The organism is Stenotrophomonas sp. GD04054, assembly GCF_029836955.1.
Lineage (GTDB): Bacteria > Pseudomonadota > Gammaproteobacteria > Xanthomonadales > Xanthomonadaceae > Stenotrophomonas > Stenotrophomonas maltophilia_A.
Genome location: NZ_JAOECR010000008.1, coordinates 87934 through 99663, shown reverse-complemented (window position 1 = coordinate 99663; position 11730 = coordinate 87934). Strand labels below are relative to the sequence as shown.

Below are 11730 nucleotides of genomic sequence, written 5' to 3'. Positions count from 1 at the left end.
GCTTTTCTGCCGGTGCCCCGGTCGAGGTAGAGTCGAGCAAGCTCGACGCCACCCCCATCCTGCGCGCACCATGGGGGCCTGTCCGAAACGATGGGCCGTCATGCAGAGTTCCGCTGTATCTTCCCGCGTCGAGGCGTTCTGCCGGCGCTTTGGCGTATCCGTTCCGATCCTGCTGGCCCCGATGGCCGGCGCCTGCCCGGTGCCGTTGTCGGCTGCGCTGGCCAATGCCGGCAGCATGGGGGCGATGGGCGCAGTGCTGTCGTCATCGGTCGATATCGGCCACTGGATGGATGACTTCCGCGCTGCCTCGACGGGCCCCGCACAGGTGAACCTGTGGGTGCCGGACCCGGCACCGACCCGTGATGTCGCCGCTGAAGCCGCCAGCCGCGCCTTCCTCGCGCAGTGGGGTCCGGACGTGCCGGCCAGCGCCGCCGATGCCACGCCCGCCGACTTCGAAGAACAGTTCGCCGCACTGCTGGCGGCGCGCCCGGCGGTGGCCTCGACCATCATGGGCGTGCTGCTGCCGCGCCACGTACAGCAGTTGAAGGATGCCGGCATTGCCTGGATCGCCTGTGCGACCACCTTGTCCGAAGCGCGTGCGGCACAGGACGCCGGTGCCGACGCGGTGGTGGCACAGGGCGTGGAAGCCGGTGGCCATCGCGGCGCGTTCGATCCGGCGATGGCCGAGCGCCAGCTGGTCGGCTTGTTTGCGTTGTTGCCGCGCCTGGCCGATCACCTGCAGATTCCGGTGATCGCCGCCGGTGGCATCGCCGATGGCCGTGGCATTGCTGCCGCACTCACCCTGGGGGCCAGTGCCGTGCAGATCGGCACTGCCTTCCTGCGCACGCCCGAAGCGGCGATCGCTTCAGCGTGGGCCGATGGATTGGCGGCCAGCGAACCCGAAGATACCTGGCCGACCCGCGCCTTCAGCGGCCGCCTGGGCCGTGGCCTGGCGACCCCCTATGTGCGCGCCGCCGCTGCGGAAGGCGCACCGGCGCCACGCCCGTACCCGGTGCAGCGCGGCCTGACCGCGCCGATGCGCAGGCAGGCCGTGCAGGAAAATCGTCTGGCGGCGATGCAGGCCTGGGCCGGGCAGTCGGCGTGGATGGCCCCGGCACAGCCGGCCGCCGACGTATTGCGCGGCATGTGGGAACAGGCGCAGGCGCTGCTGCGATGACCGTGACCTGCAACGGCCAACCGGTGCAGGTGGAGGATCTGCTGCCTGCGCTGGTCAACTATGGCCACTTCACCTCGCTGCAGGTGCGCGGTCACGCCGTGCAGGGACTGGACCTGCATCTGGCGCGGCTGTCGCAGGCCACGCGCGAACTGTTCGGCAGCGAACTGGACGCGGCGCAGGTGCGGGGCTGGATGGCGCAGGCGCTGCAGCAGGCCGGCCTGGCCGATGCCTCGCTGCGGGTGACGGTGTACTCGCGCCGCTTCGATTTCCGCAATCCGCTGGCGGCCGTACCGGTGGACGTGCTGGTGGCGGTGTCCGCGCCGGTGGCGCTGACCGCACCGAAGCGGGTGCGCAGCGTGGTGTGGCAGCGCGAGCTGCCGCAGATCAAGCACGTCGGCACCTTCGGCCTGTTTGCCGAGCGCCGTGCGGCGATGGCGGAAGGGTTCGACGATGTGCTGTTCGTGACCGCCGATGGCGTGATGAGTGAAGGCAGCACCTGGAACCTGGCCGTGCACGATGGTGAGCGCCTGCTCTGGCCACAGGCGCCGGCCCTGCGCGGTACTGCCGAGACGTTGTTGAAGCAGCATTGGCCGGGGGCACAGCTGACGCGGCCGTTGGCACTGGCTGAACTGGATAGCGTGAAGGCCGCTTTTGCCTGCAACGCCAGCGGCCTATGGGCGCTGGACGCCATCGACGGGCATGTCCTGCCGGGTTCGCAGGCACTGGCTGAACAGGGCAGGGCAGTGCTGGCGGCGGTGGCTTGGGACAGATTGGGGTGAAAACCCCCGCCGGGCATGGCCCGGCGCTGCCGTGACGGCGGATTCACCCCGGGGTTGGCTCGGCCGGGCTCTGCCGCTATAATCGCCCGCTTACCTCGCCATCCTGGCGACTGGGCAATAGGGAAAACACCATGGTCAAGATTCGACTGACCCGCGGCGGCGCCAAGAAGCGTCCGTTCTACCACATCATCGTCACCGACGTGCGCAGCGCGCGCGACGGCCGCAACATCGAGCGCGTTGGCTTCTACAACCCGGTCGCCCAGGGCGCCGAGAAGCGCATCGAGCTGGACCTGGCCCGCGTTGACCATTGGGTCAAGAACGGCGCCCAGCCGACCGACAAGGTCCGCAACCTGATCAAGGAAGCGACCAAGTCCCAGGCCGCTGCGGCCTGATCCTGACGGGCCACGCTTCGGCGTGGCCCTCTTGGTTGAAGCAGATGAAAGATATCGAGCGCCGCATCCTGCTGGGCAGGGTTGTCGGCGCTTTTGGTGTGCGCGGCGAGATCAAGCTCGAGTCCTGGACCGAGCCACGTTCCGCCATTTTCCGTTACCAGCCGTGGATCGTGCGCAGCCCGTCCGGCGTGGAAACCACGATTGAAGGTGTACGCGGCCGCGACAGCGGCAAGCACCTGGTCGCCCGTTTCCCCGGCATCGAGGACCGCGATACCGTTGAAGCGATGCACGGCACCGAGATCTACGTGGCCCGCAGTGCATTGCCGCCGCCGAAGCCCGACGAGTATTACTGGGTGGACCTGGAAGGCCTGGACGTGAAGACCACCGAGGGCGTTGCCCTGGGCCAGGTCTCGCACCTGTTCAGCACCGGCGCCAACGACGTGGTGGTGGTCCGTGGTGACCGCGAACGGATGATTCCGTTCGTGCAGCCGGACTTCGTCAAGTCGGTCGACTTCGAGGCCAACCTGGTCGTGGTCGACTGGGATCCCGAGTTCTGAGTGTGAGCATGCGTTTCGACGTCATCACCCTGTTCCCTGAGTTCCTCGCCCAGTCCGCTGGACTGGGCGTGGTCGGGCGCGCGCAGGAGAAGGGCCTGTTCAGCCTGCATGGCTGGAACCCCCGTGATTACGCCGAAGGCAACTACCGCCGGGTGGACGACCGTCCGTTCGGCGGTGGCCCCGGCATGGTGATGCTGATCGAGCCGCTGCAGGCCTGCCTGCAGGCGATCCGTGATGCTGATCCGATCCCGGCGCGGGTGATCCATCTCAGCCCGCAGGGGGCGCCGTTGACCCAGGCCAAGGTGCGGGAACTGGCGGCACTGCCGCGCATGGTCCTGCTCTGTGGCCGCTACGAGGGCATCGACGAGCGTTTCCTGGAGGCCAATGTCGACGAGGAGATTTCCCTCGGCGACTACGTGCTGTCCGGTGGCGAGCTGGGCGCGGCGGTGATCATCGACGCCGTGGCCCGCCTGCAGGACGGTGCCCTGAACGACGCGGAATCGGCGGCGCAGGACAGCTTCGAGGGCGACCTCGGCCTGCTCGACTGCCCGCATTACAGCCAGCCGGCCCAGCACCCGCTGGGTGACGTGCCGGACGTGCTGCGTTCGGGCAACCACGCGGCCATCGCGGCCTGGCGCCGCCAGCAGTCGCTGGTCCGTACCGCCCAGCGGCGCCCGGACCTGCTGGATGAACAGGCGCTGGGCAAGGCCGACCGCAAGCTGCTGGAGCAGGCCCGTCAGGCCCAGAAACACAAGGCCAGCCCCTAGCGCAGGGCTGGCGTTATCGGCTATCATGGCCAATTCCCGTCGGCCCCGGCCGGCGTGCGCAGTACCCAAAACAAACGTGCAGCATAGTCCGGTGACTGCATGAGCCTACGTTGTCGATACGACACGCCCACCCGAACAAGAATCGGTGTAACCCATGAGCAAGCTGAACAAGTCCATCGTCGCGGAATTCGAATCCGCCCAGATCACCCGTGAACTGCCGAAGTTCAGCCAGGGCGACACCGTTGTCGTCAACGTGAAGGTGAAGGAAGGCAGCCGCGAGCGCGTGCAGGCCTACGAAGGCGTTGTCATCGCCACCAAGAACGCCGGCCTGAACTCCTCGTTCACCGTCCGCAAGATCTCGCACGGCTACGGCGTCGAGCGCGTTTTCCAGACCCACAGCGCGATCATCGACTCGGTCGAAGTGAAGCGTCGTGGTAAGGTCCGCGCCGGCAAGCTGTACTACCTGCGTGGCCTGGAAGGCAAGGCTGCCCGCATCAAGGAAGACCTGGCTGCCGCTGCTGCCGCCAAGGCTGCCCGTCTGGCCGAAAAGGCCTGATAAACAACTTCGGTTGTTGCCGCGACGGCCACCTTCGGGTGGCCGTTTGCGTTTCCGGCATCGCTTCGGCCACGATCAGGGGATGAACGACATCAACCCGCGCTACCCCGCCGTGATCCAGTCGGCGCTGCGCTTCCTCGACGGAAAAGGGCTGGCGCGCGTGCAGTCGGCACCGCTGCTGCATCGTGTGCTGTGGCGCATGGGCATCGCACTGCCACCGCCGATCCTGGCCGGCTTCGGCACCAATGCGCTGGTGCAGGGCCTGCTGTTCGGGCTGTTCTGGACCGCGCTGATGTGGCTGATGCTGTGGCAGGGCAGTGAGCGCCCGCTGGCCCTGCTGCTGGCGGCCGGACTGTTGGCCGGTGCGCTGTTCGGCGTGGTGATGGCGGCCTTGATGCGCTCGCTGCGCCGCCACCGCAAGCTGCCGGACTGGCAGCAGTTCCGGGCGCGGCAAGCGGACTGAGCCGATGGCGCACTGCGCCGTGACCGCCAGCGATGGGCCGCGCTAGGCTGCAATCTCATCCTGATGGACGTGCCGTGCGATGCCTGCCCAGCGAACCGCACCCTCCGCTGCCCCTAAACTGCTGTCCGGCGGCAACCCGCAGATCGCCAAGGGCGAAGGCGATGCGCCGGTGCAGGCCTATATCGCGGCGATGCCGGACTGGAAGCGGCCGATCGGAGCACAGCTGGACGCGCTGATCGAACAGGCTGTACCCGGTGTGCACAAGGCAGTGAAGTGGAATTCGCCGATGTATGCGGTTGCGCCGGGCGAAGGCTGGTTTCTCAGCTTCCACTGCTTCACCCGCTACATCAAGGTGGCGTTCTTCCGCGGCGCTGCGCTGAAGCCGGTGCCGCCGGAGCCGTCGAAGAGTGCTGATACGCGCTACCTGCACATCCAGCAGGAGGGTGCGTTGGATGAGGCGCAGTTCCTCGACTGGGTGCGCCAGGCCGCGGCATTGCCCGGCGAGCGCATGTAAGTGCATCGTTCCGATCTCCCTGCCGACGAGAACCGCTGATGGCCACGCATGCACCGAACCCTGCCGATGCCGGAACCCCGGCCGCTGAACTGATCGATGCACGCATCGCCGAGCTGGGCGACTGGCGTGGCGAGGCGCTGGCACGCGTGCGTGCCTTGATCCATGAGGCGCTGCCGGACGTGCAGGAAACCTGGAAGTGGCGCGGTACACCGGTGTGGGAGCACAACGGCATCCTGTGCACCGGCGAGACCTACAAGCAGGCGGTGAAGCTGACCTTTGCCAACGGTGCGGCGTTGGCCGATCCGAAGGGCCTGTTCAACGCCAGCCTGGACGGCAACACGCGACGTGCGATCGACATCCATGAAGGCGCGATGCCGGATGCCGCGGCGTTGAAGGCACTGCTGCGCGCGGCGGCCACGTTCAACGCTGCCAAAAAGAAGAAGCGGTAGAGCCGGCCGCTGGCCGGCTGTTGCACGATGCTTCCGGAGGGGCTTGAGGTTGCCGGCCAGCGGCCGGCACTACCGTGGTAATGACCGGCGGCGAAGAAGAAGCGGTAGAGCCGGCCGCTGGCCGGCTGTTGCACGATGTTTCCGGAGAGGTTTGAAGGTGCCGGCCAGCGGCCGGCACTACCGCAGTGGCGCGGCATCCGGGTCGGCCACCGGCGACGGCGGGCAGGCCGGAATCTCCGACGGCGTGGCCAGTTCTTCGGCGTGCGAGGGCTTGCCCATCATCTTCGCCTTGCGCCAGCCGCCCCAGCGGTAATACGCCAGCGACAGCAGCATCGACACCAGCGAGCTGACCGGGAAGCTCCACCAGATCGCATCGGCGCCCCAGTACGGCTGCAGCAGTTCGGCGAACGGCACGCGTACGCCCCACAGCGAACCGGCCAGGATCAGCAGCGGCGGAATCACTGCGCCGGTGGAGCGCACCACGCCGGAGATCACGAAGCTGACGCCGAAGAACAGGAACGAGCCGATCACCACGTGGTTGAGGTGGCGGGCGATGTCCAGCGCCTGGCTGGCCGGTGGCAGGAACAGCGCCAGCAGCTGGCGGTCGAACAGCACCAGCGGCAGGATCAGCGCGCCGGTCAGCAGGAAGTTGAACAGCACGCCCTGGCGCGCAGTGCCGCGCACACGATCCCAGCGCTGCGCACCGACGTTCTGCGCGGCCATCGACGAGCAGGCCGCACCGATCGCCATCGCCGGCATCTGCAGGTAGTTCCACAGCTGCAGGGCAGCGCCGTAACCGGCGCCGGTGTCGGTGCCGTACTGGTTGACCATGGTCATCAGCAGGATCACCGACAGCGAGATCAGCACCATCTGCAGGCCCATCGGCACGCCCTTGATGACCAGCGCCTTGAGGATGGTCAGGTCGAGCTTGAACAGGCGCATGTCGGCGCGGGCCAGCCACAGGGTGTGGCGCTTGTGCCGCATGTACAGCAGCAGGCCGGCCAGCGACAGCGTCTGCGCGACCAGCGTGGCCCAGGCCGAACCGGCAATGCCCAGCGCCGGGAACGGCCCCATGCCGAAGATCAGTACCGGGTTCAGCACGATGTCCAGTGCCACCGACACCATCAGGAAACGGAACGGCGTGCGCGAGTCACCGGCACCGCGCAGTGCAGCGGTGAGGAAGGCGAACGCGTACAGCGTCGGCATCGCCAGGAAGATGATCTGCAGATAGGCTTCGGCCAACGGCAGCGAGGCGGCCGGTGTGCCCATCGCCGCCAGCAGCGGATGGGCCATGAACCAGCCGGCGATGGCGATGATCACCGACAGGCCGATGAAGAAGGTAGCGCTGGTGCCGACCACGCGCCGTGCCTGCGCGATGTCGCGCGCGCCGATCGCCTGGCCGATCAGGATGGTCGAGGCCATGCCGAAGCCGAACACCGAGCCGATCAGGAAGAACATGATGTTGTTGGCGTTCGCGGTGGCGGTCAGTGCCGCCTCGCCGAGGAAGCGCCCGACCCAGACCGCATTCACCGAACCGTTCAGCGACTGCGCGATGTTGCCCGCCAGGATCGGCAGGGAGAACAGCAGAAGGTTGCGGCCGATCGGGCCGGAGGTCAGGTCAAGCGGCGCTTTGGCCATGGAGTGGTGATCGATTCCCGGGAGGCGCACACTAGCACCAAGCCGGTTTGCAGGATGTGGCAATGCATCAACGACTGCAGGTGAAATGGAGCCTGGCGATGGCCTTGATCGGCACCGCACTGGCCGCATGTTCGACAGGTGACCGGCTGGGCGATACCCAGGTGCGGCCGACCGACCGACCCGAGTGCCTGGTCGGCAGCCAGCGCCAGGACCTGTCCGCTGGTGTACCCACGTTGATTGGGGGCAGCGGCTGCCGCACCGACCCCGACCATCCGCGTCCTCTGAACAAGCCACCGGAGTAGTCCGCACCGATGCCTGAGCTTTCCCCGTTGTCGCCCAGTGTCCGCCTGGACATCTGGTTGTGGGCGGCCCGTTTCTTCAAGACCCGCAGCCTGGCCAAGCAGGCCATCGAGACCGGCAAGGTCAGCGTGGCCGGGCAGCGCCCGAAGTCCTCGCGCGCGGTGCGCGTGGGTGAGCAGCTGCAGGTCGACCGCGGCGAGGAGCATTTCGAGATCCAGGTGCTGGGCCTGAGCGACCAGCGCGGGCCGGCGCCAACGGCACAGCAGCTGTACGCCGAGAGCGAGGCTTCGAAGGCGCGCCGTGCCGAACAGCGTGCACTGCGCATTGCCGCACGCGATGGTTTCCAGCCGCCGGAACACAAGCCGGACAAGCGCGCGCGGCGTTTGATCCGGGCCTTGGGTGACATCGACGCGCTCTAGCGAAATCCTGATTCCAACGGATTGTTCCTATCGCGGTGCGAAACAAAGCGCCGGTCACGGTGCGTTCGGATTGCGCTGGGCAGGCTGGTTTTTCACCTATCGGAGGCCTGCCCATGCGTCGTCTGCTGTTATGCCTGTCCCTGCTTGCTGCGGCGCCACTGCACGCTGCCGACATCACCTTCTGGGACGTTCCGCAACGCGGTGGCAACAGCATGAACATGTCGCCTCCGGACCGGAAATACTTCGAGGCGCTGCGTGCGACCGGTGCGACCTGGGTGCGGCTGGTGCCGGACAAGTGGAAGGGGCAGGGCGATCGTGACTTCCTGATCGGCAACGCCGATGACTATCGCGGACTGGTTCCGGCCGACCTGGCCACGCTGCGACGGGTGCTGGATGACGCCGATGCGGCCGGGCTGAAAGTGGTGCTGACGCCGCTGTCGCTGCCGTTGCTGCGCTGGAAGCAGCACAACGGCGATGTGGTCGACCAGCGCCTGTGGCAGTCCTTCGACAACCATGTGCCGGCCCGTCGCTTCTGGCATGACCTGGCCACGGCGCTGAAGGGTCATCCTGCCTTGGCCGCCTACAACCTCATCAATGAGCCGGTGCCCGAGTACGGTGCAGGCCTGGCCGAGCATGCGTCCACTGAGGCGATGCAGCGGTGGTATGCCGGTGTGCAGGACGGCCCACGCGATCTGCGCCGCTTCTACTCGGAGCTGATCGCCAGCATCCGCGAGGTCGACACCGCGATGCCGCTGATGCTGGATGCGGGCTGGTATGCCGCCGCCGACGGTTTCAACTACTGGCCGGCACCGCTGGCGGATTCGAAGCTGCTGTACAGCGTGCACATGTACGAGCCGTACGCGGCAACCAGTGCACCGAACCAGACGCGTGCCAAACCCTGGCGCTATCCGGCGCAGGTGCCGTTCGGTGCAGGCAGCGAGCGTTGGGATGCGGCGCGTGTACGCCGTTACCTGCAGCAGCCGATGACGTGGGCCGCCTCGCATGGCGTCGGTGCCAACCGCATGGTGGTGGCCGAATTCGGCTGCATGCGGCGGTGGCCGGACTGCAGCCGCTACCTGCAGGATGTGCTGCAGGTGCTGGAGCAGGACAAGGTGCACTGGGCCTTCTACGCCTTCCGCGAGGATGGCTGGGACGGCATGGACTACGAACTGGGCGACAAGCCGCTGCCGTGGTCGTACTGGCAGGCGCAGGAAAAGGGCGGCCATGTCGAGCCGCCGCGTTCGATGCAGGCGCCCCTGTTCGCACCGATCCTGCAGCGTTTGAAGGCGGGCAACCGGTAAGCCGCCGGGCCTGGCCCGGCGCTACCCATGGCGATGCCGGTAGCGCCCGCCCATGTCCGGCCAGGCTTTCCTTCAGCGCTTGCCGCCGAGCAGATTGCCGCCCAGCTTGAGCAGATCGCCCACGCCCAGCTGACCATCACCATCCTGGTCCAGCAGGCTGCCTAGCAGGCCACCGGCCAGGCCACCCTGCTGCTGCACCTGCTGCTTTTCCTGGCCGAGGGCCTGGCTGAGCGAGCTGGCATCGGCCTGGCCGCCACCCAGGCGCTGGGCGAGGAAGGCCATCACGATCGGCGCGAGGATCTGCAGTAGCTGGCTGGTGCGGCCGCTGTCGAGTTGGGTGGCCTGGGCCAGGCCGGTTTCCACCTTCTGCTGGCTGCCGCCGAAGATGTGGCCGAGGATGCCGGCACCGTCGCTGGCAGCGCCACCGCTGGCGCCACCGCCGCCCAGCACCGAACCGAGCACGCCGCCCAGGTCCAGGCCGCTGTGGTTGTTCTGCAAGGCGCCGAGCAGTGCCTGCGCGCCCTGTGGCTGCGCGGCGTTGTTGCCCAGCGCGCCCATCAGTACCGGCAGCGCGGCACTGATCGCGCCGGAAGCCTGGGTATCGCTGATGCCGAGCTGCTGCGACACCTGCTGCAGCGGGGCGCCCTGCAATTTGGCGAGAAGTTCATCGGTCAGGCTCATCTGCGGAATCCTTGATTGGGGTTGGGCGTGCAGAAGGTACGACGCGGACCGTTAAAACGGCGACGCCGCCTCACTGGGAGGCGGCGTGCCGTACACGGGGCAGGGCGATCAGAGCTCGATGTCTTCGGCGCCCGGGGTGGCGGTGGGGAAGTCCGCTTCCGGCTGCGCCGGCTTGAACGGATCCGACGGCTGGCTGGCCAGCGCCTTCAGCGCCGCGGCAACACCGGCACCGTAGGCCGGGTCGGCCTTGCTGCAGTTGTCGATGTGGCGCTGCTTGATGAAGTCCGGCGCATCGCCCAGGGCGCGGGCGGTGTTGGCGAACAGGCGGTCCTTCTGCGCCTGGTTGTAGCTGCGGAACAGCGCACCGGGCTGGCTGAAATAGTCGGCGTCGTCCTCGCGGAAATTCCAGAAGTCGGCGTCGCCCCGGATCTTCATCGGCGGCTCGCGGTACTGTGGCTGCTCCTGCCACTGGCCGTAGCTGTTCGGCTCGTAGTGCGGCAGGCCGCCGTAGTTGCCGTCCACGCGCATCGCACCATCGCGGTGGTTGCTGTGCACCGGGCAGCGCGCGGCGTTCACCGGAATCTGGTGATGGTTCACGCCCAGGCGGTAGCGCTGCGCATCGGAATAGGCGAACAGGCGCGCCTGCAGCATCTTGTCCGGCGACGGGCCGATGCCCGGCACCAGGTTGCTCGGTGCGAACGCCGACTGCTCCACGTCCTGGTACCAGTTGACCGGGTTGCGGTTCAGTTCGAACTGGCCCACTTCGATCAGCGGGTAGTCGCTCTTCGGCCACACCTTGGTCAGGTCGAACGGATGCACGCGGTAGGTTTCCGCGTCCAGCTCCGGCATGACCTGGATGAACAGCTTCCACTTCGGGAAGTCGCCCTTCTCGATCGCGGCGAACAGGTCGCGGCCGTGGCTTTCGCGGTCATGGCCGACCAGGATCTGCGCCTGCGCGTCGGTCAGCGATTCGATGCCCTGCTGGCTGACGAAGTGGAACTTGACCCAGAAGCGTTCGCTGTCGGCGTTGGTGAAGCTGTAGGTGTGCGAGCCGAAACCGTGCATGTGGCGGAAGCTGCGCGGAATGCCGCGGTCGCTCATCACCACGGTCACCTGCAGCAGGGCTTCGGGCAGCAGCGTCCAGAAGTCCCAGTTGTTGCGCGCGCTGCGCAGGTTGGTGTGCGGGTCGCGCTTGACCGCCTTGTTGAGGTCGGCAAACTTGCGCGGGTCGCGCAGGAAGAACACCGGGGTGTTGTTGCCGACCAGGTCCCAGTTGCCTTCTTCGGTGTAGAACTTCAGCGCGAAGCCGCGGATGTCACGCTCGGCGTCGGCGGCGCCACGCTCGCCGGCCACCGTGGTAAAGCGGGCGAACATCTCGGTCTGCTTGCCGACCTTCTCGAACAGCTTGGCGCGGGTGTACTTGCTGATGTCATGGGTGACGGTGAAGGTGCCGAACGCGCCCGAGCCCTTCGCGTGCATGCGGCGCTCGGGAATGATTTCGCGGTTGAGGTTGGCCAGCTTTTCCAGCAGCCAGACGTCTTCCATCAGCAGCGGGCCACGCGGGCCGGCGGTCTTGCTGTTCTGGTTGTCCACCACCGGTGCGCCGAAGGCCGTGGTCATCGGCGTGACCGGATCATCGCCATGCTTCTGCTTGGGCGTGGTGCTGAGCTCGCGCTGCTGCTCGGCGCCCTGCTCCGGCGACGGGGCGGTGTGATACGGGCACTTGGCGTTGTTGTT

At 67.3% G+C, this 11730-nt stretch carries 15 protein-coding genes; 12 read left to right on the top strand and 3 right to left on the bottom strand.

Annotation, left to right across the window (positions count from 1 at the left end; genetic code table 11):
• Positions 1-100 precede the first annotated feature (100 nt).
• From N7573_RS06640 to N7573_RS06600, 9 genes are all read left to right on the top strand, one after another.
• On the top strand, positions 101-1177 hold the full coding sequence (locus N7573_RS06640) for a nitronate monooxygenase (protein ID WP_279913862.1): 1077 nt from the start codon (positions 101-103) through the stop codon (positions 1175-1177).
• Positions 1174-1956, top strand: coding sequence for an aminotransferase class IV family protein (locus N7573_RS06635; protein WP_279913863.1), 783 nt, complete (start codon positions 1174-1176; stop codon positions 1954-1956). The genes N7573_RS06640 and N7573_RS06635 overlap by 4 nt, the downstream gene beginning before the upstream one ends.
• A gap of 131 nt (positions 1957-2087) precedes the next feature.
• Entirely contained in the window at positions 2088-2348 is a 261-nt protein-coding gene (rpsP, locus tag N7573_RS06630; protein ID WP_005415733.1) for a 30S ribosomal protein S16, read from the top strand.
• 44 nt (positions 2349-2392) lie between these two features.
• A complete protein-coding gene (gene rimM / locus N7573_RS06625; protein WP_071227727.1) occupies positions 2393-2905 on the top strand; it encodes a ribosome maturation factor RimM in 513 nt (170 codons plus the stop codon).
• An 8-nt stretch (positions 2906-2913) separates the two neighbouring features.
• The gene (gene trmD / locus N7573_RS06620; protein ID WP_279913865.1) at positions 2914-3672 is read left to right on the top strand and encodes a tRNA (guanosine(37)-N1)-methyltransferase TrmD; all 759 of its coding nucleotides are present in this window, start codon (positions 2914-2916) and stop codon (positions 3670-3672) included.
• Between the two features lie 154 nt (positions 3673-3826).
• On the top strand, positions 3827-4228 hold the full coding sequence (gene rplS, locus N7573_RS06615; protein WP_005408597.1) for a 50S ribosomal protein L19: 402 nt from the start codon (positions 3827-3829) through the stop codon (positions 4226-4228).
• Between the two features lie 82 nt (positions 4229-4310).
• Positions 4311-4691, top strand: coding sequence for a DUF6404 family protein (locus N7573_RS06610; protein WP_121503895.1), 381 nt, complete (start codon positions 4311-4313; stop codon positions 4689-4691).
• A gap of 79 nt (positions 4692-4770) precedes the next feature.
• Positions 4771-5205 (top strand): DUF1801 domain-containing protein, encoded by a 435-nt coding sequence (locus N7573_RS06605; protein WP_279913866.1) that lies wholly within the window; start codon positions 4771-4773, stop codon positions 5203-5205.
• A gap of 38 nt (positions 5206-5243) precedes the next feature.
• Entirely contained in the window at positions 5244-5654 is a 411-nt protein-coding gene (locus N7573_RS06600; protein WP_032127552.1) for a DUF1801 domain-containing protein, read from the top strand.
• A 177-nt stretch (positions 5655-5831) separates the two neighbouring features.
• On the opposite strand, the gene N7573_RS06595 is transcribed toward N7573_RS06600, so the two are convergent.
• Positions 5832-7292 (bottom strand): MATE family efflux transporter, encoded by a 1461-nt coding sequence (locus N7573_RS06595; protein ID WP_279912005.1) that lies wholly within the window; start codon positions 7290-7292, stop codon positions 5832-5834.
• 62 nt (positions 7293-7354) lie between these two features.
• On the opposite strand from N7573_RS06595, the gene N7573_RS06590 reads away from it, so the two are divergent.
• From N7573_RS06590 to N7573_RS06580, 3 genes are all read left to right on the top strand, one after another.
• Positions 7355-7594 carry a hypothetical protein gene (locus N7573_RS06590; protein ID WP_032127550.1) on the top strand — a complete coding sequence of 80 codons (240 nt, stop codon included), beginning with the start codon at positions 7355-7357 and terminating at the stop codon, positions 7592-7594.
• A 9-nt stretch (positions 7595-7603) separates the two neighbouring features.
• Positions 7604-8011 carry an RNA-binding S4 domain-containing protein gene (locus N7573_RS06585; protein ID WP_004149153.1) on the top strand — a complete coding sequence of 136 codons (408 nt, stop codon included), beginning with the start codon at positions 7604-7606 and terminating at the stop codon, positions 8009-8011.
• A 113-nt stretch (positions 8012-8124) separates the two neighbouring features.
• The gene (locus N7573_RS06580) at positions 8125-9312 is read left to right on the top strand and encodes a cellulase family glycosylhydrolase (protein ID WP_279912006.1); all 1188 of its coding nucleotides are present in this window, start codon (positions 8125-8127) and stop codon (positions 9310-9312) included.
• 72 nt (positions 9313-9384) lie between these two features.
• Here N7573_RS06580 and N7573_RS06575 read toward each other — a convergent pair whose 3' ends face one another.
• The gene (locus tag N7573_RS06575; protein ID WP_279912007.1) at positions 9385-9993 is read right to left on the bottom strand and encodes a DUF937 domain-containing protein; all 609 of its coding nucleotides are present in this window, start codon (positions 9991-9993) and stop codon (positions 9385-9387) included.
• Between the two features lie 108 nt (positions 9994-10101).
• A complete protein-coding gene (locus N7573_RS06570; RefSeq protein WP_182474429.1) occupies positions 10102-11613 on the bottom strand; it encodes a catalase in 1512 nt (503 codons plus the stop codon).
• Positions 11614-11730 lie beyond the last annotated feature (117 nt).

Excerpts from the sequence above, each read along its gene's own strand:
- N7573_RS06590 (WP_032127550.1), top strand. The coding sequence starts at position 7,355 with ATGCATCAACGACTGCAGGTGAAATGGAGCCTGGCGATGGCCTTGATC.
- N7573_RS06610 (WP_121503895.1), top strand. The coding sequence starts at position 4,311 with ATGAACGACATCAACCCGCGCTACCCCGCCGTGATCCAGTCGGCGCTG.
- N7573_RS06570 (WP_182474429.1), bottom strand. The coding sequence starts at position 11,613 with ATGACCACGGCCTTCGGCGCACCGGTGGTGGACAACCAGAACAGCAAG.
- N7573_RS06585 (WP_004149153.1), top strand. The coding sequence starts at position 7,604 with ATGCCTGAGCTTTCCCCGTTGTCGCCCAGTGTCCGCCTGGACATCTGG.
- N7573_RS06575 (WP_279912007.1), bottom strand. The coding sequence starts at position 9,993 with ATGAGCCTGACCGATGAACTTCTCGCCAAATTGCAGGGCGCCCCGCTG.
- N7573_RS06605 (WP_279913866.1), top strand. The coding sequence starts at position 4,771 with ATGCCTGCCCAGCGAACCGCACCCTCCGCTGCCCCTAAACTGCTGTCC.
- rplS (WP_005408597.1), top strand. The coding sequence starts at position 3,827 with ATGAGCAAGCTGAACAAGTCCATCGTCGCGGAATTCGAATCCGCCCAG.
- trmD (WP_279913865.1), top strand. The coding sequence starts at position 2,914 with ATGCGTTTCGACGTCATCACCCTGTTCCCTGAGTTCCTCGCCCAGTCC.
- N7573_RS06595 (WP_279912005.1), bottom strand. The coding sequence starts at position 7,292 with ATGGCCAAAGCGCCGCTTGACCTGACCTCCGGCCCGATCGGCCGCAAC.
- N7573_RS06580 (WP_279912006.1), top strand. The coding sequence starts at position 8,125 with ATGCGTCGTCTGCTGTTATGCCTGTCCCTGCTTGCTGCGGCGCCACTG.
- rpsP (WP_005415733.1), top strand. The coding sequence starts at position 2,088 with ATGGTCAAGATTCGACTGACCCGCGGCGGCGCCAAGAAGCGTCCGTTC.
- N7573_RS06640 (WP_279913862.1), top strand. The coding sequence starts at position 101 with ATGCAGAGTTCCGCTGTATCTTCCCGCGTCGAGGCGTTCTGCCGGCGC.
- N7573_RS06635 (WP_279913863.1), top strand. The coding sequence starts at position 1,174 with ATGACCGTGACCTGCAACGGCCAACCGGTGCAGGTGGAGGATCTGCTG.
- N7573_RS06600 (WP_032127552.1), top strand. The coding sequence starts at position 5,244 with ATGGCCACGCATGCACCGAACCCTGCCGATGCCGGAACCCCGGCCGCT.
- rimM (WP_071227727.1), top strand. The coding sequence starts at position 2,393 with ATGAAAGATATCGAGCGCCGCATCCTGCTGGGCAGGGTTGTCGGCGCT.